Source organism: Luteolibacter arcticus, assembly GCF_025950235.1.
In the GTDB taxonomy this organism is placed as follows: domain Bacteria; phylum Verrucomicrobiota; class Verrucomicrobiia; order Verrucomicrobiales; family Akkermansiaceae; genus Haloferula; species Haloferula arctica.
Genome location: NZ_JAPDDT010000001.1, coordinates 602,385 through 623,396, shown reverse-complemented (window position 1 = coordinate 623,396; position 21,012 = coordinate 602,385). Strand labels below are relative to the sequence as shown.

The 21,012-nt window shown below is 62.5% G+C and carries 17 protein-coding genes and 1 tRNA gene; 8 read left to right on the top strand and 10 right to left on the bottom strand.

The window, feature by feature from the left end:
• Together feoB and OKA05_RS02525 are read left to right on the top strand one after the other, a co-directional pair.
• On the top strand, positions 1-1,866 hold the full coding sequence (gene feoB, locus OKA05_RS02530) for a ferrous iron transporter B (protein WP_264485519.1): 1,866 nt from the start codon (positions 1-3) through the stop codon (positions 1,864-1,866).
• A gap of 1 nt (position 1,867) precedes the next feature.
• The gene (locus OKA05_RS02525; protein ID WP_264485518.1) at positions 1,868-1,996 is read left to right on the top strand and encodes a hypothetical protein; all 129 of its coding nucleotides are present in this window, start codon (positions 1,868-1,870) and stop codon (positions 1,994-1,996) included.
• Between the two features lie 85 nt (positions 1,997-2,081).
• On the opposite strand, the gene OKA05_RS02520 is transcribed toward OKA05_RS02525, so the two are convergent.
• The 4 genes from OKA05_RS02520 to OKA05_RS02505 all read right to left on the bottom strand — a co-directional run bounded on the left by OKA05_RS02520 (position 2,082) and on the right by OKA05_RS02505 (position 6,165).
• The gene (locus tag OKA05_RS02520; RefSeq protein WP_264485517.1) at positions 2,082-2,879 is read right to left on the bottom strand and encodes an SDR family NAD(P)-dependent oxidoreductase; all 798 of its coding nucleotides are present in this window, start codon (positions 2,877-2,879) and stop codon (positions 2,082-2,084) included.
• A 10-nt stretch (positions 2,880-2,889) separates the two neighbouring features.
• Positions 2,890-3,315 carry a DUF6941 family protein gene (locus tag OKA05_RS02515; protein ID WP_264485516.1) on the bottom strand — a complete coding sequence of 142 codons (426 nt, stop codon included), beginning with the start codon at positions 3,313-3,315 and terminating at the stop codon, positions 2,890-2,892.
• A gap of 167 nt (positions 3,316-3,482) precedes the next feature.
• On the bottom strand, positions 3,483-5,510 hold the full coding sequence (locus OKA05_RS02510) for a peptidoglycan D,D-transpeptidase FtsI family protein (RefSeq protein ID WP_264485515.1): 2,028 nt from the start codon (positions 5,508-5,510) through the stop codon (positions 3,483-3,485).
• A gap of 46 nt (positions 5,511-5,556) precedes the next feature.
• On the bottom strand, positions 5,557-6,165 hold the full coding sequence (locus tag OKA05_RS02505) for a hypothetical protein (protein WP_264485514.1): 609 nt from the start codon (positions 6,163-6,165) through the stop codon (positions 5,557-5,559).
• Positions 6,166-6,253: 88 nt separating this feature from the next.
• On the opposite strand from OKA05_RS02505, the gene OKA05_RS02500 reads away from it, so the two are divergent.
• The 4 genes from OKA05_RS02500 to OKA05_RS02485 all read left to right on the top strand — a co-directional run bounded on the left by OKA05_RS02500 (position 6,254) and on the right by OKA05_RS02485 (position 9,479).
• Entirely contained in the window at positions 6,254-7,501 is a 1,248-nt protein-coding gene (locus tag OKA05_RS02500) for a M48 family metallopeptidase (RefSeq protein ID WP_264485513.1), read from the top strand.
• Between the two features lie 80 nt (positions 7,502-7,581).
• A complete protein-coding gene (locus OKA05_RS02495; protein ID WP_264485512.1) occupies positions 7,582-8,064 on the top strand; it encodes a VOC family protein in 483 nt (160 codons plus the stop codon).
• Positions 8,065-8,110: 46 nt separating this feature from the next.
• On the top strand, positions 8,111-9,127 hold the full coding sequence (locus OKA05_RS02490) for an aldo/keto reductase (RefSeq protein WP_264485511.1): 1,017 nt from the start codon (positions 8,111-8,113) through the stop codon (positions 9,125-9,127).
• 4 nt (positions 9,128-9,131) lie between these two features.
• Positions 9,132-9,479 (top strand): MotA/TolQ/ExbB proton channel family protein, encoded by a 348-nt coding sequence (locus OKA05_RS02485; protein ID WP_264485510.1) that lies wholly within the window; start codon positions 9,132-9,134, stop codon positions 9,477-9,479.
• Between the two features lie 8 nt (positions 9,480-9,487).
• On the opposite strand, the gene OKA05_RS02480 is transcribed toward OKA05_RS02485, so the two are convergent.
• Positions 9,488-10,108 (bottom strand): YdcF family protein, encoded by a 621-nt coding sequence (locus OKA05_RS02480; protein WP_439331375.1) that lies wholly within the window; start codon positions 10,106-10,108, stop codon positions 9,488-9,490.
• Positions 10,109-10,213: 105 nt separating this feature from the next.
• Here OKA05_RS02480 and OKA05_RS02475 point away from each other — a divergent pair, with 105 nt between their 5' ends.
• Entirely contained in the window at positions 10,214-12,910 is a 2,697-nt protein-coding gene (locus OKA05_RS02475) for a PQQ-dependent sugar dehydrogenase (protein ID WP_264485508.1), read from the top strand.
• 57 nt (positions 12,911-12,967) lie between these two features.
• Positions 12,968-16,678 (top strand): PQQ-dependent sugar dehydrogenase, encoded by a 3,711-nt coding sequence (locus OKA05_RS02470; RefSeq protein WP_264485507.1) that lies wholly within the window; start codon positions 12,968-12,970, stop codon positions 16,676-16,678.
• A 223-nt stretch (positions 16,679-16,901) separates the two neighbouring features.
• Here OKA05_RS02470 and OKA05_RS02465 read toward each other — a convergent pair whose 3' ends face one another.
• From OKA05_RS02465 to OKA05_RS02445, 5 genes are all read right to left on the bottom strand, one after another.
• Positions 16,902-17,339 (bottom strand): hypothetical protein, encoded by a 438-nt coding sequence (locus OKA05_RS02465; RefSeq protein WP_264485506.1) that lies wholly within the window; start codon positions 17,337-17,339, stop codon positions 16,902-16,904.
• 106 nt (positions 17,340-17,445) lie between these two features.
• Positions 17,446-17,883: a hypothetical protein gene (locus tag OKA05_RS02460; protein ID WP_264485505.1), complete on the bottom strand. Its 438-nt coding sequence runs from the start codon at positions 17,881-17,883 to the stop codon at positions 17,446-17,448.
• A gap of 148 nt (positions 17,884-18,031) precedes the next feature.
• Positions 18,032-18,104, bottom strand: a tRNA-Ala gene (locus OKA05_RS02455).
• Between the two features lie 76 nt (positions 18,105-18,180).
• A complete protein-coding gene (locus tag OKA05_RS02450; protein WP_264485504.1) occupies positions 18,181-19,110 on the bottom strand; it encodes a M28 family peptidase in 930 nt (309 codons plus the stop codon).
• Positions 19,111-19,159: 49 nt separating this feature from the next.
• Positions 19,160-20,911, bottom strand: coding sequence for an endo-1,4-beta-xylanase (locus tag OKA05_RS02445; protein ID WP_264485503.1), 1,752 nt, complete (start codon positions 20,909-20,911; stop codon positions 19,160-19,162).
• Positions 20,912-21,012 lie beyond the last annotated feature (101 nt).

Below are 21,012 nucleotides of genomic sequence, written 5' to 3'. Positions count from 1 at the left end.
ATGTCCGGTTCCCTTGAAACCGTCGCCCTCGCCGGCAACCCCAACGCCGGGAAAACCACGCTCTTCAACGCCCTCACCGGTGCCAACCAGCAGGTCGGCAACTACGCCGGCGTCACGGTAGAGCGCAAAAGCGGGGAGTTCTTCACCCCGCACGGCAACAAGCTCCGGCTGGTCGATCTCCCCGGCTGCTACGCGCTCGACGGTGGCAGCCCGGACCAGCAGATCGCCCGCAAGACGCTGCTCGGCGAGATCGAGGGTGAAGCGCGGCCGGATCTGGTCGTCTGCGTGGTCGATGCCTCGAATCTGGAGCGCCATCTGGTGCTGGCGATGCAGGTGATCGAACTCGGCCTGCCCGTCGTCATCGCCCTGAACATGGTGGACGTCGCGGAAAAGGCCGGCCTGCGGCTCGATCCACAGAAGCTCTCCGAGGAACTCGGCGGCGTACCGGTGGTGCCGATCCAGGCGAATGCCGGCAAGGGCATCGTGGAACTGAAACAAGCGCTGCGACACCCCTTCCCCCACCCGGCCTCACCGGGATGGACCGCGGAAGAGCGGCAGACACGCGCGTTGCAAATTTGCGAGATCGCCGCGCGCCGGCCGGACACTCACACCGCGACGCTTTCCGATAAGCTCGATGCCTGGTTGCTGCACCCGTTCTGCGGATGGCTCGCCTTTGCGGCGATCATGATCGGCATTTTCTGGACGATCTTTTCCATTGCCGAAATCCCGATGGGCTGGATCGAGGACGGCACCGGCGTGGTGCGTGACTGGGTCAATGCCTCGATGAGCGAGGGCGACTTCCGCTCGCTGCTGGCAGACGGGATTGTCACCGGCGTGGGCGAAGGCGTGCTCGTCTTCTTGCCGCAGATCGTGCTGCTGTTCTTCTTCATCGGCCTGCTGGAAAGCTCAGGCTACATGGCGCGTGCCGCGTTCCTGATGGATGGCGTGATGGCGAAGGCGGGTATGAGCGGCAAGGCCTTCCTGCCCCTTTTAAGCTCGTATGCCTGCGCCATTCCCGGCGTCATGGCGACCCGCACGATTGACTCAGCAAAGGAGCGACTCGTGACGATTTTCGTCGCGCCATGGATGAGTTGCTCGGCGCGGCTGCCAGTTTATCTGACGCTCGTCCCCCTTTTGCTTTCGGACATGACCGGGCTACAGAAGGCACTGGTCTTTTCGGCCATCTACGTGACGGGTACGATCACCGCGCTGGTGGTCGCGCGCATCCTCCGCGGTCGGCTTGGCGAGGATAAGACGCCCTCCCATTTCCTGCTGGAACTTCCGCCCTACCGCGCACCCCAGTGGCGCTACATTTTCCGCCACGTGGCCGGACGCGCCGGAGCCTTCTTGAAGAGTGCCGGCACCATCTTGCTGGCGATTTTCATCATCCTGTGGGCAATGAAAACTTATCCGAAATCTGAGTCGGAAGACCCCGGTGAAAAGCTCGCCCACAGTGCGATGGGCCGGGTTGGTGCGGTGGTGGAGCCACTGGTGAAGCCGCTCGGCCTCGACGGACGGGCGGGCACGGCGATCCTGACTTCCTTCGCGGCACGCGAGGCCTTCGTCGGCTCGATGACCCAGCTATTCCACGTTGAGGAAAGCGAGGACGAGGATGAAACGCTGAACCGTCTGCAGACCACCCTCGCCGCGGCGACCTGGCCGGACGGCCGGAAGATGTTTACCCTGCCCGCGCTGCTGGGCCTGATCGTTTTCTACATCTATGCCCTGCAATGCCTGCCGACTTCGGCAGTGGTCGCCCGCGAAGCGGGATCGTGGAAGTGGGCGGTCGGGCAGTTGGTTTTCATGAGCGTCTTCGCCTGGGTGGCCGCGTTTGCGGTGTTCCAGATCACCTCTATGTTCCTCTGAGATGAACGATTGGCAAACCTGGGCGACCGTGGCCGTCGTGCTGTTGGCAACCGTGTTCCTGGCCCGCAAGGCAACCGGCGGCGGAAAGAAAAAGAAAGGCTGCGGCCACGACTGCGGCTGCGGGAAGTAGGCGCGCCCGAGGAGGTCAGGATAGGTCCCATACGTCCCATGGGCCCTATTTCGCAGGACCCCACCTAGCCCTTCACCTCACACGCTCACTTCCGAGGTCTCGTGCTCATCACCAGCCGGATAATCGCCAGTGGCAGCAGCGAAATCCCCACCGCGGCGGCAGCAACCTTCCAACCGGGATAAACGCGCGGCCGGTCGCAATCCAGACCGGCCAATCCCTCACGCACCACTTGCTCCTGTGGCACGTAGAACCACTCCCGCGCACCGAAATCGGCGCCGGGTTGACGTCCGGCGATCTCGCCGAATTCCGTGTGCACCGGGCCCGGGCAAAGCGCCATCACTCGGATGCCGTGGTCACGCACCTCGATGCGCAATGCCTCGGAAAAGCTGCTGACATAGGCTTTGGTCGCGGCATAGACCGCGAAGTCCGGAATCGGCAGCAGGCTCGCCAGGGAACTGACATTGAGAATCGCCCCGCTCTTCCGTTCGATCATCGATGGCAGCAAGGCATGGGTGAGATGGGTCAGCGCCTCCACATTCAAGCGGAGCATCGCCTCGACCTTCATCCAGTCGGAGGTGACGAACTCGCCGTAGTCCCCCATGCCGGCATTGTTCACCAGCAGATCGGGAACGAGTCCCTTGGAAAGTAGATGGCCCACGGCCTGCAGCCGCGCATTCGGATCTGTGAGATCCGCCTCCAGCGGCATTACCCGCAGGCCGGGATGCTCCCTTTCGAGCTCGCCGGCCAGCTCGACCAAGCGCTCCGCACGGCGGGCGATGATCACCAGCGTTTCGCAATGCGGCGCGAGCTGGCGGGCGAACTCGGCCCCGATGCCGGCGGAAGCGCCGGACACCAGGGCACAGGAGTAACGGGTCAACGACACGTTTTCGTTTTCAGGCAACGGGTTCAGCCTGCTGAGCCTGGACCTGAACGATGCGGAGCGGCAGGCGCATCAGCAATTCGCCGTCGCAGCCGAGGTCGATCGAGTAGATGCCGCCCTTCGGGAACTGCAGGCCCTGAAGGTTCAGGATCACGTTGCGGGTCAGGAAGGGAACGCCCGCTGGAAGCTGCACTTCGAACTCGGGTTCGATGGGCATGTTCTTCGGGTCGAGCGACTCGCCATCTTCATTGATGATGTTGATGGAGAGCTTGTGACGGCCGGAATCTTCCGGGGTGAAGCAGAAGCGGAGAGCGAGGCTGCAGCTCGGGTGGACGACCGGAAGCTGGCGTGCGGCAAGAGTGTCGAAGGTGCCGGAAATGACGAGCTTGCCGTTATAGTCTGCGGCGAAGTCGCAAAGAGTGGCGATTTGAATGTCCATGATGGTGACTTGGGTCGGTAGGTGAAAATGCCCCGCGCTGCGGGGCATTGGGTATCTGCCGCCAAAGTCACCCCGCGTCCAGTCCCGAAAACAGGGAGTTTCGCCACATCGGCCCGAGCGGGTTCAATTCGCCGATCCGGGAGTCGGCGAGGCGGGTTCCGCTCGCCTCACTCCTCTTCCACCGGCTCTTCAAGCTCCGACGGATCTACCTCCAAGGCCCGTGGGATCGGCTCCACCTCCGCCTCGTTGCCGCTTGGCGCAGGCGTCGTGTCCAAGAGTTGGCCGTCCGGCGACTTGATCACGCCCTCGGCACCTTCCTCCTCGGTGACCGGCTCCGCCTTGGGCGCGTTGGCTTCGTCGATGACTTCCAATGCCTTTGGTGCCGGTGCGATGATCTCTTTGATCTCCTCTTTCAAGGGCTCGAAGAACGCCTTCACGATCGGTGCCGCGTTCTTGCCACCGCTGGGATTCTCGCCCGGCCGGCCTTCATAGACGGCGACGAAGGCGAAGCGTGGCTCGTCGTAGGGCATGAAGCCGGCGAACCATGCGAGGTTGGTCTTGTTCGCGATTTTCCACTGGGCCGTGCCCGTCTTGCCGCAGAGTTCGGCGAAGCTCAGGCCCGCGGAGCGACCAGTGCCACCATCGACCACCTCGCGCATGCCTTCCCGCGTGACCTCGATTGCCTTGGCGTCGATGCCCAGCCAGTTGCGGCGCTCGGGGATGGCCTGCTTGATGACGCGGCCGTAAGCGTCCTGGACCTGATTGACCAGATGGAGCTTCGGCAAGACGCCACCGTTGGCGATGCCGGCCATGGCTTGCGCCACCTGCAACGGGGTCACCAGCACCGGCCCTTGGCCGATCGACATGTTGAAGGCATCGCCGTCCTTGAAGCGGCGTTTCTCGACGGCCAGCATCCACTCGTTGGTCGGGATGTTGCCGGGGTTCTCGCCGATCAGGGGCAGGCCGGTCTTGTCCCCGAAGCCGAACCGGCGGGCGGTATTAAGGAAGGTATTCGAGCCAAGCCGCATGCCCACCTTGCCGAACCAGATGTTGTTCGACGACGCGAGCGCCTGGACCACGTTGATCGCTCCCGCACCCTTCTTGTTGTGGTTGTGGAAGGTGTGGTTGCCGATGGTGATCGCGCCCGGGCAATCGATGAGGGTATCGGGGTCGATTTCGCCCGTATCGAGCGCGGTCATCGCCACGATCGGCTTGAAGCAGGATCCAGGAGGATAGGCGGACTGGAAGGCGCGGCCGTAAAGCGGCGTGGCGGGATCTTCCTCAAGCTCCTTCATCCGCTTCTCGGAGATGCCGGGAATCCACTCGTTCAGGTCGAAGGACGGCCGTGAGGCCATCACCAGCACCTCGCCCGTGTTCACGTCGATGAGCACGAAGGCACCGCGGCGGGCGTGATCCTTGAGCACCTCCTCGGCGTGCATCTGCCACTCAAGATTCAGGGTGGTGACGACGCTGCCACCGGGACGCGGGCGCTTCGGCTGCTCCTCAGGGAATTTGCGACCGTGCTCGTCATAGAGCAGCTTCTTCATGCCCGCCTGGCCACTCAACTCCTTGTTGTAGAGATACTCCAGGCCGGCGCGACCCTCGCTTTCCTCCCACAGGGGCTCGTTGAAATTGATCGGTCCGGTCGGCAATTTGCCCACGCTGCCGGTGTAGCCGACGATGTGTGCGGCCAAGGAGCCATGCGGGTAATAGCGCTGGTAAACGGGATGAAGGATGAGACCCGACCCTAGGCTGGATTCGATCTTTTCCTTCTGCGCCTTGTCGAGGTGGGTGGAAATGAGCAGCGGCAGCCAGCGGCGCTCGCGGTAGTGGTTCCACAGCTCGTCATCGGTGGGCTCGACCACACCGGGGACCAGCAGCTTGGCCTTGCCGATGCGTGCCCTACCCCACTCGACCACGAATGTGCGGTCGGCCTTCTCGAATTGCTGGTACTGAATCCCGAGCTGCCAGGCCACCCGGTTCTGCGCAAAGGGCTGGCCATTGCGATCGACGATCATGCCGCGCGGTGCCGGGATCGCCAGGGTGATCGCCCGTGCGTCGCGGCGCGTGAAGATCGAGGCATCGCTGGCGGAACCGCCGGGCAGACCCGGATCAGCGACCGCGGCAAGTTCCTGCGCCGGGCAAGCGGTCGCCGCGAGGGCACCGAGAAAAAGGTGGGATAGGAAACGACTCACGGCGATCTGCGGCAAATGAAGCACTTGGCGAGGGCGGGGGCAACGCTCAATCCCAGCCGGGGTCTTCCCAATCGGCAGGATCGGTACCAATGCTCTTCACGATCTCGGCGGGCAGGAAAATGAACTCGTCCTGACGCTTGTCCGCGGGATCGAGCCGGAACTTCAAAAGCCGCCGCTGCCACCGGCCGCCTGATTGGACGGAAACATCGGCCAAAATCGTCAGGGCCCCGTCCTCGCGAGGCTTCACTTCCAGCAGACCCGGGATCTCAAAAACGGCGCGGGTGCGGCCAGGTTCGGCCTTCACCGGGCGGAATTCGGCCCGCATGCCCAGGTGTTTCTCAGGATACCACTCGTCGCGTTTGGTTACGGAGGTGGCGGTGTGCAACCGGTGGACAACCAGCAGTTCCTGCTTCCCCTTTTCCCCCAACGCCTCGATCCGCCAGCGGAATGGACCGTCCAGCGTGGCCATGCCGCCGGACACCACCATCGCACTGACCACAAAGCTGCCGCCCGCCGTGCCCTCGGGCTTCACGCTCAGCGAGACCTCCGCACCATTGACCGGGACCGCCGCGCCGCGGGCGTAGGTGTGTTTCTTGGCTGAGATGGCCGCGCAGCTCGGCAGCAGCGCACACAGGAGGCCGACAATAGGTCGCATGAGCCCTATACGACCCATTTCACCGAAGGCCGCAAATCACCAAAAACCACTATCCACCCCGCCAGCCACGGTACATCCTTCGCCGCCCATGGAATGGAACGCCGTCGCCCTGCTCATCCTCGTGGCGCTATTCGCGCTGTGGAAGCTGGATTTTATCGCCACGCTGCTGAACCTGAAGGCGCTATCTCCGGATCTGCCGAGGGAATTCGCCGATGTCTTCGATGCCGAGCGCTACGCCCAGTCGCAGGCTTACACCCGGGAGTCGGCGCGGTTTGAGATCATCCACTCGACCTTCTCGCTGGCCTCGCTGCTGGTCTTCTGGACGCTCGGCGGTTTCGGCTGGCTCGATGGACTTGCCCGCGGATGGATTGCCGGAGAAATCCCGGCAGGCCTTGTTTTCCTCGGGTTGCTCTTCCTCGGGCACACCCTGCTTCATCTCCCCTTCTCGATCTACGACACCTTCGTGATCGAGGAAAAATTCGGCTTCAACAAGACCACGCCGAAGACCTTCGTCATCGACCAACTCAAGGGTCTGCTGCTCGCCGCCTTGCTCGGCCTGCCACTGGCCGCCGGCATCCTGTGGATCTTCGGCAATGTCGCCCACGCCTGGCTGTGGGCCTGGGGCTTTTTCGTCGCCTTCCAGCTCTTCCTCACCTGGCTCGCGCCGACCTTGATCCTGCCCTTGTTCAACAAGTTCACGCCGATGGCCGATGGACCGCTGCGCCAGGCGATCCACGCGATGGCGGAGAAATGCGGCTTCCCCCTCGGAGAGATCTCGGTCATGGACGGCTCGAAGCGCTCGACCAAGGCCAACGCGTTCTTCACCGGCTTCGGCAAGACCAAGAAGATCGCGCTCTACGACACGCTGGTCGAGGAGCAGACCCAGGACGAATTGGTTGCGGTGCTCGCCCATGAGATCGGCCACTTCAAGCTCCGCCACATCATCCAGCGGCTCGCCGTTTCCGTCCTTCAGGCGGCCGCGCTCTTCTACCTGCTCGGCCTAGTCATCGACGGCGGGAAGTTCTCCCGCGAGTTGTTCGATGCCTTCGGAGTGCAGACGATTTCCGCCCATGTCGGGCTGGTGCTGTTTGGCCTTCTCTTCGCACCTGTGAGTCGTCTGTTAGGCATTGCCGCGGCGGCATGGTCGCGGAAGCACGAGTTCGAAGCCGACGCATACGCCGCGAAAGCCACCGGCAAGCCCGAGTCGCTCGTCACGGCGCTAAAAAAGCTCTCCGCCAAAAACCTCTCCAACCTGACGCCCCATCCCTTCCGCGTCTTCCTCGACTACTCGCATCCACCGGTGCTAACGCGGATTGCCGCGCTGCGGCGGATTTGAGATGGGAGATGGCAGATGGGAGACTCCCGTCGCATTCCCTGCCTTCCATCTACGATCCACCATCTTCCATCTACGATCTCATGTCTTCCCGCGGCCTGCTCCATCACATGATCATCAACGTCTCGAACGTGGAGCGCTCATCGCCCTTCTACACGGCGATGTTCCGCTACCTCGGTTACGAGCTGAACGATAGCAGCTACGGCGAGGACTACGGTTACGAGGACTGGAAGCGCTGGGATCTGAACACTCCCCACGAGATCAGCATCTGCCAGGTTCTCGAACCGCTGAAGGCGGTGCCGCATCAGCGCGGTGCCCTCGGCCACCATTGCCACATCGCCTTCTGCGCCGAGGACCGCGAGGACGTGGATCGCTTCCATCGCGAGGTCCTCGTCCCCTTGGCCGAACAAGGACTTTGCGCCATTGAAGACGCACCCTGCGATTGCCCCGAATACAACGACGGCTACTACGCCACCTTCTTCACCGATCCTGATGGCTTGAAATACGAGTTCGTGATCAATCCAAATCACCTCCTCAAAAAGGCGGCGCGAGAGGCAGCCTTCTGATCCCTCAATCGCCCAATTTTCCCAATTCCTTAATTTCCAAATCTCCATGTACTCCGCCGATCCCACCCGCTATGATGGCCGCATGCCCTTCCGTCGCTGCGGCGACTCCGGCCTGCTGCTGCCCGAAATTTCACTCGGCTGCTGGCACAACTTCGGCCACGTCGATGACCAGCACGAGGCCCGTGCCATCCTGCGCCGTGCCTTCGATCGCGGCGTCACCCACTTCGACCTCGCCAACAACTACGGCCCACCTCCCGGCAGCGCCGAGGAGAATGTCGGCCGCATCCTTGCCGAGGACTTCTCGGCCCATCGCGACGAGCTGATCATCTCGTCCAAAGCCGGCCACGAGATGTGGCAGGGCCCTTACGGCGAATGGGGCTCGCGCAAGCACGTCCTCGCTTCGCTCGACCAGTCGCTCAAGCGCTTGCGCCTCGACTATGTGGACATCTTCTACTCGCATCGCCCGGACAAGAACACGCGGCTTGAGGAAACCATGTCCGCCCTCGCCACCGCGGTGTCCTCCGGCCGGGCACTCTACGTGGGCCTCTCGAAATACCCGCCGAAGATGCTCAAGCAGGCGGTGAAGATCCTCAAGGACATGGGCGTCCGCTGCCTGATCTATCAGCCGCCTTATTCGATCCTCAACCGCTGGCCCGAAGCCGAAGGCATCCACGATTGGCTGGAGGAGAAAGGCATCGGCTCAATCGTCTTCAGCCCGCTCGCCCAAGGCATGCTCACCGGCAAGTATGTCGATGGCATCCCTGCGGGCTCGCGCGCCGCGCGTGCCGAGGGCTTCCTGCAAACGGCACAGGTGGAAGCGCAGATCGAGAAGATCCGCGCACTGCATCGCTTCGCGGATGACCTAGGGATGAGCCTCCAGCATCTCGCCCTGCGTTGGGTGCTCAGCCAGAGCGCCGTCACCTCCGCCATCATCGGCGCCCGCACCGTGGCGCAGCTCGATGACTCGCTCGCCGCGTTCCAAGCTCCTTCGTTGGATAAGGAAGCGCTGGAGATCATCGACGCCATCGCCCCGGCGGTGAAGAAGGACGACGCCGAGGGATGAAGCAATGACCGAGCCCTACATGCCGCCCAGCACTGTCGAGGGACCGCTGCCAGATCTCTTTAAGAAAAAGAACTTCTGGAAGCGGGCGATTTGGTGGGCGTCGGCTTCCGTGATCCTTCCGCCCCTGGGTGGAATGCTGGTGACTGTGATCGGCATGATGCGGGCGTTCGGTGAACTCGCCGTTCAAGGCGGCGATACCGGAGAACTTACCCAGCACGTTGGGACGGTTCTCCAAGCCACCGCATTGGGACTGGCGATTTCATTCTTCGGCCTGATCTTCCTCGTCGTGGCGATCGTGCGCTTCTGTTCCTATCGGAAGCAGTGTCTTGCGATCTCCCGCGCCGCGGCTTGAGCAAGCTCTCACTTCCCCGTGAACCAATAGCCGTGGAGGTAGAAGACTTCCCGCACCAGGAAGCCCGCCTTCACTTTCCATGTGCGGTAGCGCGAGGTCGGCGTCGGGGATGTCACGCAATCGATACCGAGATCCCCGGCCATGGAGGCGGCCCGTTTGAGGTGCAGCGGATCGCTGACGATCACCGCACTCTTGAGTCCATTCTCCTGCATCACGCGCTTCGCTTGCTGGAGGTTCTGCGCCGTGGTGCGCGATTCACTCTCGGTAAGAATCGCCTCCGCGGGCACACCGGCGGCTAGGGCATGAGTGCGTGCCACCACGCTCTCCGCCTGGTCCGCTTCGATCACGCTGCCGCCCGTGAAGAGAAGCTGCTTCACCGTCCCAGCCTGATAGAGCGCGACGGCGTGATTGATGCGCTCAGCAAACACCGGCGATGGCTTGCTTCCATAGGCGGCCGCTCCGAGCACGATCGCGCAGTCGGATGGCCGCGCGCGATCGCTGTCACCAAACGCGACGATCCACACCGCGACCGCGCCCAGCCATAGTACGACCGCCAGCGCCAGGATCCCGGCGCCGCGGCAGAACCGGCGGATGCGTGTGCTTTTCACGCCGCCGAAGCACCTTCGCATCGCCCCCATTGTCAAGCCCCGGAGCCTAGAGCCATCTCAAAATGCAACGACAAGTTCCGTTTCAAAAATCTTGTTCTGGCACCCGATCTGCCTACCTTCCGCGCCATGTGCCGGTTCCCCCACCCGACGCTGTTAGTCTGCTTGCTCGCGTCCGCTTTCGCGGATCCGCTGCCGCTGCGTCAGCCGAATCCCTCCCTCAACGTTCCAGCTTCGCCTCCGCCAACGAGCCTGCAGTTGGTGAATGCCTTTCCAGGCGTGGCCTTTACCGAACCGGTCTGCCTCGCCTCCCCGCCGGGAGATGACAAGCGGCTTTTCGTTGTTGAACAGGGTGGGAAGATCTGGGTCATCCCGGATGTCACCGCGGCCAGCCCGACAAAGGTTTTGTTCCTTGATCTGCTGACAGTGCCGGGCCTGGTCCTCCGCACCGGAAACTCGAGTTCCGAGATGGGTCTCCTTGGATTGGCATTCCATCCACAGTATGCGCAGAATCGCCACTTTTACATTTCCTACAGTGCTGGATTCGGGGCCGATAACAAATTGCACGACCGCTTGTCCCGCTTCACTGCTGACGCTGTGAATCCGAATCTCGCGGTCAAGACCAGCGAGGATATTCTTCTTCAGCAATTCGATCAAAAGTCGACCCACAATGGAGGCGATCTTCACTTTGGACCGGACGGCTACCTCTACTACAGCATGGGGGATGAGGGAGAGCAGAACGATTTGCAACTCAACGCCCAGATCATCGACCGGGATTTCTTTTCCGCGATCTTCCGCCTCGACGTGGATATGCGCGAAGGAAACTTGCAGCCTAACCCCAATCCGAACCCCGCCTATCCCGATTCCGACCCGTTGAATGTGGACGCGGTGCAACGCGATGCCGGCGGGCAGGCTCGATACCTCGTCCCGGCCGACAATCCCTTTGTCGGCGCCACCACCTTCAATGGCAACCCGATCTCTCCGGGTTACGTTCGCAGCGAAATGTGGGCTGTCGGCTTTCGCAACCCCTGGCGCTTCTCGTTTGATCCCGTGACAGGCCACCTCTGGTGTGGGGACGTGGGAGGATCGAAGCGCGAGGAGGTCAATCGCGTGGAAGCGGGCGGGAACTATGGATGGGTCTATCGCGAGGGACCATTCGAGGGGCCTTGGGAAGTAAACCCCCACCCCGCCCCGCCCGCCGGCTTCAATCCAATCAACCCGGTTTACAGCTACCATCACAGCACAGGCGGCGCGGACTTCACCGGCGACTGCATCATCGGCGGCATCGTTTATCGCGGAGGAAGGGTGGCCTCGCTCTACGGCAAGTATCTCTTTGCGGACTTCGTGGAGGGCAAGGTGTGGTCGATGAATCTGGACGGCACCGGGGTCACCAAGATCTTCAGCGAGGGAGGCATCTCTGCCTTCGGCGTGGACCCTTCAAATCAGGATGCCCTGCTCGCGGATGAAAGCGGCAACCGCATCCTGCGCATCGTATCGAGCACCACCGGGACCGCGTATCCTGACAAGTTGAGCGAAACCGGGCTCTTCACGAGTGTCGCCAATCTCACGCCCGCGCCCGGCCTCGTCCCCTACTCCGTGAATCTGCCGTTCTGGAGCGACCATGCGATCAAACAACGCTGGTTCACTGTTCCCAGTCCAACAGCGACCTTCACATGGTCAGAGGATGGCCCCTGGAGTCTGCCAACCGGCAGCATCTGGGTGAAACACTTCGACATGGAAATGCAGCGAGGGGTGCCGGCGAGCAAGAAGCGGATCGAGACCCGTGTCCTCGTGAAGAATGCCGCTGGTGCCTACGGGGTAAGCTACCGGTGGAACGAAGCCCAGAATGAAGCCGATCTGGTTGAGGATGGCGGTGTAAGCTTCCCCCTCGCGATCACCGAAGGCGTGAATTCTGTCCCCCAAACGTGGCGCATTCCCGCCCGGGGCGAGTGCATGATCTGCCACACGCCGCAGGCCGGGCACGCGCTGTCCTTCAATACGCGGCAGCTCAATCTCGAGTCGGACATGGCGGGTCACACCGGCAACCAGCTCTCGACACTCTTCGGCCAAGGCTACCTCGCGAGCAATCCGGGCTCTCCCAATTTCTTGCCACGCCATCTGCGGCCGGATGAAAGCGCCTACTCGCTCGAGGCTCGGGTTCGCTCCTACTTGGCCGTCAATTGCTCCTACTGTCACAAAGAGGGTGGGACGGGGAACGGCGAATGGGACGGAAGCCCCGAGCTGACCATGGAAGAAACCGGCCTGATCAACGGGAACGCCACCAACAACGGCGGAAGCCCGGCCAACAAGCTGGTCGTCCCCGGAGACACCACCCATTCGATCGTCCTCAACCGGATCGCGGAAACCAACGGCTTCACCCGCATGCCGCCGCTGGGCACCAACGTCATCGATACCGCCAACGTCTCGCTGCTCACGAACTGGATCAATGGCGAACTGGCAACGCGGCAGAACTACGCCGCATGGCGCGTGTCGCACTTCGAGCCGGACAATGACCCCACCGGCGAAGCCACGGCCGATGCCGATGGCGATGGATTTTCGAATCACGACGAGTTCCTTGCCGGCACGGATCCCAACAGCGGTTCCAGCCTCTTTCAGCCGCAAGTATCCCTGTCGCCGCCGTTGCTGAGCTTCACCCTGCCAGTGAACCGGTCCTTCCGCATCGAGACGTCAGGCGACCTCGGCTCGTGGATTCCGTGGGACATCCCGCAAAACCAAGGGCTGCCGGCTGCGGGAGGTTTGATCGAGGTCGCCTTCCCCAACGCCGATCCAATGAAGTTCTTCCGGGTGGAACTCCTCGAAAACTGACAAGCTGTCACCGGAAGCCTTTTGCCTTTCCGAAGAATCGGCCTATCGTCCCGGCCGATGTCCCGGAAGCTCATTTTCTTGCTCGCCTCGCTGGCCACGGCCGGTGCCCAGACGGTCACCCACCGGTGGTCCTTCAATGGAACCGGCACCTCCGGCAATGGCACGCCCTTGCTGGACTCCATCGCGTCCGCGAGTGGCACCATTGTCGGGAGCGGGGCCGTGCGCACCGGCACGGCGCTGACCTTGCCCGGGTCGTCCTTGGGTAATTCAAGCGCATCATTGATCTCTGCCTATTTCGACCTGCCCAATGGGATTATTTCGTCGAAGACCGATCTGACGGTGGAGGTCTGGGCGACGGTCGTTTCCTCGAAGAAGTGGCAGCGGCTGTTTGATTTCGGCCGCACCAACCTGTCCGGCACCGGCGAGATTTCCAACTCCGCGGCCAATCCTGGCGCCGGAGTCCTGTCGAGCGACAACCTCATGTTTGCGGTTCAACGCGACTTGAACCTCACGCAGCAGCGTATCGCTGCCAAGCTGAACGGCGGGGCGGAGACGGGTAACAACAACTCCCTCCTCATCACTCCGGGAACGCCGCATCATTTCGTGGCGACCTTCAAGGCCAACGCCAATCCTGCCACCGGCGGCCGCTTCACCTGGTATCGCGATGGCGTGGAAATTGGCTTCTTCGACACCACCTTTCCCCTCAGTCAAATCGAGGACGTGAACAACTGGCTCGGCCGCTCCCAGTTCACCGATGACAGCAACTCGAACATTTCCTACAATGAGTTCCGGCTCTATTCCGGAGCACTGTCGCTGACGGACCAGATTGCCAGCCGCAAGGCGGGGCCGGATGCCGCCATGGTGCCCGTCACCGTGGCGGACAATGTGACACTGATGCCCGGCAAGAAGGCCGGCATCGCGGTGCTGGGCAATGACACCGGCCACGCGCTCCCCTCAACCGTAGAGATCACCACACCTCCGGTGAACGGCTCCGCCAGCGTGCAGGCGGATGGTCGAATCCTTTACACCCATACCAATCTCGCCGCGACCACCGACTCCCTCTCCTACCGCGTTCGGGGTGGCGGCGGTGTGTCGAATATCTCGACGGTGACCATCACCATCCAGAACGCTCTCAAGATCGCGAATGGTCCGCTGCTCGATGTGCCCGCCACGCCGCCCTCCACCGCCCTGTCGCTGGTGAATGCCTTCCCGATTCTCAATGATGAAACCGGCGGTCTCGATTTCAATCAGCCCACGTGCTTCGCCACCCCGCGGGGAGACACCAAGCGTCTGTTCATCCTCGAAAAAACCGGCATCGTCAAGCTGGTGCCCGATGTCACCGCAGCCGTTCCGACTTCCACCACATTCCTCGATCTCAAGGGACTCATTGGCGCGAACTTCGCGAACGACATGAACAGTCTGGGAGATGAGCGCGGGTTGCTGGGTCTGGCCTTTCACCCGAACTACGCGAGCAATCGCCAATTCTACGTTTTCTACTCCGTCCTTGTCGGTGGCCAGCTCCACCAGCGGGTTTCCCGGTTCCTTGCCCGGGCCGACAATCCCAATGCCGCAGACACGACGAGCGAGGTCGTTCTGATCCAGCAGTCTGACGACTACCCAAATCACAATGGCGGTGAGCTGCAATTTGGTCCCACCGATGGGTTCCTCTACATTTCGGTCGGCGACGAGGGAAATGCCAACGACGACCCAACCTTTAACAGCCAACGCATCAACAAGGACTTCTTTTCCGGCATTCTTCGCATCGATGTCGATCGCGACATGTCCAAGAGCGTCGAGCCCAATCCTCACGCCTTGTCGATCCCCACCACTTCGGGTCTAGCACGCTTCGCCATTCCGAAGACGAATCCCTTTGTCCTGCCAGCGCAGGGCGGCAACTGGAGCGGGCTCTACAATGGCAGCAGTGTGTCGGGCACGGTCCGCACCGAATTCTGGGCGACCGGCTTGCGTAATCCGTGGCGCATGGCTTTCGATCCGGTCACGGGCGCTTTGTGGTGTGGCGATGTGGGCCAGAACGCACGAGAGGAGATCAATGTGATCACCCGCGGCGGAAACTACGGCTGGGTATTCCGCGAGGCATTGGAGGAAGGCCCGCGGCTAACCAATCCAACGATACATCCCAACTTCGACACGCTCTATCACGAAGAGCCGATCTACAACTATGGTCGCGGCGGTGGAACTTTCCAAGGCAACTGCGTCACCGGCGGTCTGGTCTATCGCGGCTCTAACATCCCCTCGCTCACCGGCAAATACATCTTCGGCGACTACGTCTCGGGCAATATCTGGTCGATGAATCTGAACGGCTCCGGCACGGCCCGGATCGCGGGTGAGGGCGGCGTGTCAGCCTTCGGCTATGATCCATCCAACGGGGATATCCTAGTCGCGGACCTGAATGGGAATCGCGTCTTGCGCCTCACCCAGACCACCGCGCCCCAGGACTATCCGGAGACCCTCAGTGCCACCGGACTCTTTGCGGACCTCACCGATCTGACACCCTCGCCCGGCGTGGTTCCTTACTCGGTGAATCTTCCGTTCTGGAGCGATCACGCCATCAAGAGCCGGTGGGTGACGGTGCCCAACGGCACCTCGCAATTCACTTGGTCGAAGGACGGTCTCTGGACGCTGCCGTCCGGCACGATCTGGGTGAAGCACTTCGACATGGAAATGCAGCGCGGCGAGCCAGCGAGCAAGAAGCGCATCGAGACCCGCGTGCTGGTGAAGAACGACACCGGTGCCTACGGCGTGAGCTACCGCTGGAACGATGCACAAACAGAGGCCAATCTTGTCGAGGACGGAGGCGTGAACTTCACGCTCAACATCACGCAGAACGGCAATCAGGTGCCGCAGACCTACCGCATTCCCAGCCGCGCCGAATGCATGGCCTGCCACACCTCGCAAGCGGGTCACGCGCTGTCGTTCAATACCCGCCAGCTCAATCTGAACAGTAACATGCTCGGGTTCACCGGCAGCCAGCTCACCACGCTCCAGCAGCAGGGTTATTTCACCAACAATCCCGGTTCGCCGAACCTGCTGCCCCGCCACGTGCGGCCGGACGAAACCGGCGTCTCCACCGAGGCGAAGGTCCGCTCCTACCTCGCGGTGAATTGCTCCTACTGCCACAAGCCCGGTGGCGGCGCACCGGGGTCGTGGGATGGCCGGCCGGAGCTGTTGCTCGCGCAGACGCTGCTGGTGAACGGGAACGCCGTCAGCAACGGCGGCAATGCCGCAAACAAGTTGGTGGTGCCCGGCGACACCTTGCACTCGATCGTCCTGAATCGCGTCGCGGTGACCAATGGCTTCACCCGCATGCCGCCCATCGGCAGCAATGTCATCGACTCCGCCAACGTCGGGCTTCTGACAAACTGGATCAACGGCGAGCTGGCCAGCCGTCAGACCTACGATGCATGGCGTACTTCAAACTTTGAGCCCGACAACGCCCCATCCGGTGAGCCCGGGGTAGATGCCGATGGCGATGGCATCTCCAATCGCGACGAGTTCCTTGCCGGCACCAATCCGCACAGTGGCACCAGCGCCTTCCGGCCGGACATTTCACTGACACCACCGAAGCTGAGCTTCACGTTGCCCGCAAACCGCTCGTTCCGCATCAACACGTCCGGCGACCTGAGCCAGTGGACACCCTGGGACGTCCCGCAAAACCAAGGCCTCCCGGTGGCGGGCGGATTGGTCGAAATCGCCTTCCCCGTCGCCGATCCGCTTCGCTTCTTCCGGGTGGAGCTGTTGGAAAACTGAACGGAATGGCGCGGGACCAAGGTCAGTTACGCCGCTTGACTGGGAGCGCGGGATTCATCCCGCCCGAATGGTCCCTTCCAGTGGGATGGATTCCGCGCTCCCAGTAGGCGGAGGCACCCGAAAACAGGCTCAATCCCGAGCCATTCAGAACGGAACGCCTTCCACAAAAAAGCACCGGCAAGGAGATCCCTGCCGGTGCTTCCTCGTAAAAATGTTAGAGGCCTCAAGCTGCCCGAGCGCCCTTGCGGAACAGGAACGCGGTGCCGGCTCCGCCGAGGACGAAGGCACCGATGCCGAACGGAAGCATCGCCCGGTCGTCATCCGAGCCACCAACAATGATCGCCTCGTCCGGTTGATCGGCGAGGTACTTCACGGGCACGGTATCCACGGTGAGAGCGTCCCCGCTCGAGATGGTTTCGAAGTAGCTGCGCGTGACCTTGAATTCCTTGGTGTTCTTTCCTCCCACGGGATAGACCACGTTGATCTTATACGTCTTGGCACCCTTGCGGCCTTTGCGCATCTCGCCGCCTGTCGGGATACCCGCGACTTCGACGCCGTTCTTTTCGATCTTATCGATCCGCAGCTTCTCCTTGAAGCCCATGAATGCGACGATCGGCCCCGCCACGAGGGCGACAATTGCAACAAGTTTGAATCTGGACACGACCCTATCTCAATCGTGTCGCTGTCTTTTCATCAAGGCAAAACAATGATGAGATAAGTCAGCTCATCATTCGAAGGCGGGACCCTTCTGTCCTTGCAGGGAACCGTTAGTAGCCCTTGTTCCGGACCAAGTCCGAGAGCTGCTTCTGGAAGTTGATCACGTCTTCCTGGCTCGGGCGGTAGCCGGCCCTGTCGGGATCGAGCCCGGGACGGCCGTGATGGTCGAGCATCCAGATGGCGGACTCGCCGTCAGAGAAAGTCACCTTGCCAGAAACCAGCGCGCCAGGCAGCGCGAGGCCATCCATGGTGACCTCGACCGTGCCAGTCGGAACGGGCTTGGGGGCTTCTTCGGGCTTCTCATCCTTAGGGGCCTCCAGCAGCTCGATGCCGAGGTCGAGCACCAGGAAGCGGGCATCCATGTAGGTGATGCCGATGTCGAAGTCGTCCTTCAGCCGCTTCTGGAGGTCGGCGATGCTGGCGCCCTCGGCGGCCCATTGGTGCAGGGCGGACTTCTGATCCTCGGAAAGCTTGCTGGCACTGAACATATCGCGATTGAGCCCGCGGGGCCGGTATTTCCAAGCCCAAATCCCGGAATGTGACCCGCTTCGCCTCGAACGCCATGAGCACGCCACTGGCGTCGTGGGAAGTGGTTGCGCCTTCGACCAAAAGGAAAGGCGCTGAGGACCGGAGGAGTGGAGCATAGCGGATTCGAACCGCTGACCCCTTGCATGCCATGCAAGTGCTCTACCAACTGAGCTAATGCCCCTCGTGTCCTGTGACCTCACCGGCGGCGAGGTGGCGCGCTTGGTAGGGGTTCCCCCCGGGCCGTGCAAGAGGTTTTTTCATGAACCCGACAATCTTTCGATCAATGCCACCAATGCCCGGGTCGCGGCAGCATGCGTCGCGGGATCGGGAGCCGTGCCGTCGGCTTCGTCCGCCTTCACCACCGGACGCGTGGAAATCCGGGCGGCCGGTAGCCCGAGCTCGAATAGCGTGGAGGAAAGGTCGAAGTCATCCTCCAGGCAGATGGCGTCCGCGCCGACGACTTCGCCAAGGTCCGGGGCCTGCCGCAGCGCCGCATTGTCAGCATCGCGCGAGCTGATCATCAGCTTCTCCCGAGATCCGGTGGCTTCCACGACGAGCACCGTGCTGCTTGCCTTGCCGATCCGACGCGAGAGCTGATCTTGAGTTTCCATGACCGGTGCCTCGGCATCGTAGGCATGCGGCACGAAGGCGAAGTGGACCGCCCGCTTCGGCGTGGAGTTCGCGAGCGCGTGGGCGGTGGCCATCACGCTGGCGATACCGCTGGCATTGGCTTCTGCTCCGGGCGAGCCGGGACGCGAGTCGTAGGGGGTCACGATCCAGAGTGGGGCGGCCCGTTCATCGCTGCCACGCAGGGTGGCGATCAGGATTGTCCAGCGGTTCTCCGCGATCTCCGGACCCGCGATGCTTTCGATGCGATACCCGGCGTTGGCCGGCCCGAGCGAGCCCTCGATCATCGCCGCAGCGCGATTGAGACCCTGGATGCCGGCAGCGCTGGAAACGTGGCGCTCGCCGACAAAGGTGAGCAGCTTGCCCATGTCATCGCGCAGCAGGTCCGTGCTGATGGCCGTGGTGAAGCGCGCCTGCTCGACCTTGGCGGCCGCCTCCTTGGCCCTGAAGTGCAGCCACAGGCCGATGCCGCTGGAGAGCACCAGCCCGAGCGGCACCAGCCACAGCAGGAATGCGATGCTTCGTTGGGTTTTAGGTGTCGATGGGGATTCCTCGGTCACGCGCCATCCGTCCGCGATGCCGCCGCGACGTGCAAGAGCCGAGATTCCCTCAAGGCATCTGGACAGTCGCTGCAGGGATGGCCTTGGAAACTGAGAACTCCTGCTGCTTGTCCCCCATTTCGAGTTGGTAGTGCCCCGGGAATCCCCGCCAACGGAGGAGCCCTCCCTTCCCGGTGGTAAGCGTGACCTGTGTCGTCCAGCGGCGGCCGAGCCATTCTTCCAGCACTTCGCCGCGTTTGCGGATGGACCAGTCGCGATTCCACGAGGCGGCCTCCGGCTTCCAATGACTGCCTTCCCAGAATCCCCACAGCAGGAACCCCGTGTAGGCGGGATGGCTGAAACAGGCGATCAACGCATCCCGGGTGTAGTCGGCGGCGAGTTCCTCATCGTCCTGGGTGACAATGTCGAACTCGGTGATCGCCTGTCGCGGGGCCAACGCGGCGAACCGGTCGGTCACGGCGAGGAGTTGTTCAGGCGAAGGCAGGAAGCTCTCGTCGAAATGGGCCTGGTTGCCGAGTCCGTCGACACGGAAGCCGTCGCGCTTGAGCGCTTCGAGATAAGCAAAGGTTTCGTCCGCCTGCCGTCCCGGACGGAAGATCTGGTCTTCATTCACGAAGAACGGCAGCGAGGTCGCTCGCTGGGCCAGTCCGTAGATCTCGCGGTCGAGCTTTTCCAAGCCCGGTCGCTTCGATAGCAAGTCGGCACCACTCCATGCCACCGGGTGGTTGATGACATCCCACTCGCAGACCCGGTCGCGGGCGAAGTCGATGCGTTCTTGCGCCGTGTCGAGAAAATGGCGGCGGATCGCCTCGCTGTCCGTCACCTCGGCCAAGTTTGGCGGCACGGCGACCTGCATCAGATAGTGACCTCGCACGCTGATCTTCCGCCGGCCCAGCCAGCCGAATGCCTGGTCGAGTCGTTGCTTGTGCTCTTCCTTTCCCGCAGCACCGGTTTCCCAGCCGAAATCCTTGAGGTCGTTCTCGAACACCACGCGGCTGAACAACCGGTCGACCAGCTCGCGATATTTCCGCGCATCCTCGGTCTCGGCCGTCATCAGTTCGGCGGTGACCGCCGCGCCAAAACCGAATTCATGACGGCGCAGTGTCAGCGTGACCTTGGCGTTGGACAGCGGCTCGCCATCAGCGCCCCGGACACGGACGGAAAAGTCGGCCTTGCGGTGCTTCTCGATGCGATCGAGTGCTGCCTTCCGCCACGGCGCGTCTGCTTCGCGGCCCGCATAAGTTCGCCGGATCCGCGGAAAGCCCGAGGTGTCGGTGCCGGCCGGATAGTGAAAGACGCGGATCGAGGCGATCTCCACGGTTTGCAGTTTTCCCGCGCACAGCAGGGTCAGGGAGCCCCGGCCCTTTTCGATCGCCGCAGTCACGCGAAACACCACCGGCACTTCCTTGAGATCCGTCCCCAGCTCCAAAGCCGTGGTCGGCGCCGCCATCGTGTAAGGCGGGCCTCCTAGCTGGAGCTTCGCCTCGATCGATGCACTGCCTGCCGGGGCGCGGCCCTTGATCAAGGCGAGCACGGTTTCCCCAGGCTCGAGCGCAGCGGCGGGGCAATCGAGCGAGACCTGGGCGAGGAAGGCACGCGCCTCGTCCGGCCGGTTCACGTCGATCTTCCATCCCCCACCCTCCAGTTGGCTCACGGTGGCGTGGCCGGGATCGGCATGGACTTTCAAGGCCGACTCCCCTGCCAGATCACTGCCTCCGGGCGGCACCACAACGTCCGCGAGCAGTGAGGCAACGGCAAGGAGACCGAGCAGAAGCCGGAGGGGGAGCGCCGGAAGTTTCATGGGCGTCGGGATGCTAAAGTCCCCGGCCCCCTCGAAGCACGCTCAAAGCTCGGCACCTGCCGGATGAAAAGGGATTTCCGCCACGGTCGCGGTTTTGTTTG

Excerpts from the sequence above, each read along its gene's own strand:
- OKA05_RS02480 (WP_439331375.1), bottom strand. The coding sequence starts at position 10,108 with ATGCGAAGGTGCTTCGGCGGCGTGAAAAGCACACGCATCCGCCGGTTC.
- OKA05_RS02500 (WP_264485513.1), top strand. The coding sequence starts at position 6,254 with ATGGAATGGAACGCCGTCGCCCTGCTCATCCTCGTGGCGCTATTCGCG.
- OKA05_RS02485 (WP_264485510.1), top strand. The coding sequence starts at position 9,132 with ATGACCGAGCCCTACATGCCGCCCAGCACTGTCGAGGGACCGCTGCCA.
- OKA05_RS02445 (WP_264485503.1), bottom strand. The coding sequence starts at position 20,911 with ATGAAACTTCCGGCGCTCCCCCTCCGGCTTCTGCTCGGTCTCCTTGCC.
- OKA05_RS02460 (WP_264485505.1), bottom strand. The coding sequence starts at position 17,883 with ATGTTCAGTGCCAGCAAGCTTTCCGAGGATCAGAAGTCCGCCCTGCAC.
- OKA05_RS02490 (WP_264485511.1), top strand. The coding sequence starts at position 8,111 with ATGTACTCCGCCGATCCCACCCGCTATGATGGCCGCATGCCCTTCCGT.
- OKA05_RS02525 (WP_264485518.1), top strand. The coding sequence starts at position 1,868 with ATGAACGATTGGCAAACCTGGGCGACCGTGGCCGTCGTGCTGTTGGCA.
- OKA05_RS02505 (WP_264485514.1), bottom strand. The coding sequence starts at position 6,165 with ATGCGACCTATTGTCGGCCTCCTGTGTGCGCTGCTGCCGAGCTGCGCG.
- OKA05_RS02495 (WP_264485512.1), top strand. The coding sequence starts at position 7,582 with ATGTCTTCCCGCGGCCTGCTCCATCACATGATCATCAACGTCTCGAAC.
- OKA05_RS02470 (WP_264485507.1), top strand. The coding sequence starts at position 12,968 with ATGTCCCGGAAGCTCATTTTCTTGCTCGCCTCGCTGGCCACGGCCGGT.
- OKA05_RS02475 (WP_264485508.1), top strand. The coding sequence starts at position 10,214 with ATGTGCCGGTTCCCCCACCCGACGCTGTTAGTCTGCTTGCTCGCGTCC.
- feoB (WP_264485519.1), top strand. The coding sequence starts at position 1 with ATGTCCGGTTCCCTTGAAACCGTCGCCCTCGCCGGCAACCCCAACGCC.
- OKA05_RS02515 (WP_264485516.1), bottom strand. The coding sequence starts at position 3,315 with ATGGACATTCAAATCGCCACTCTTTGCGACTTCGCCGCAGACTATAAC.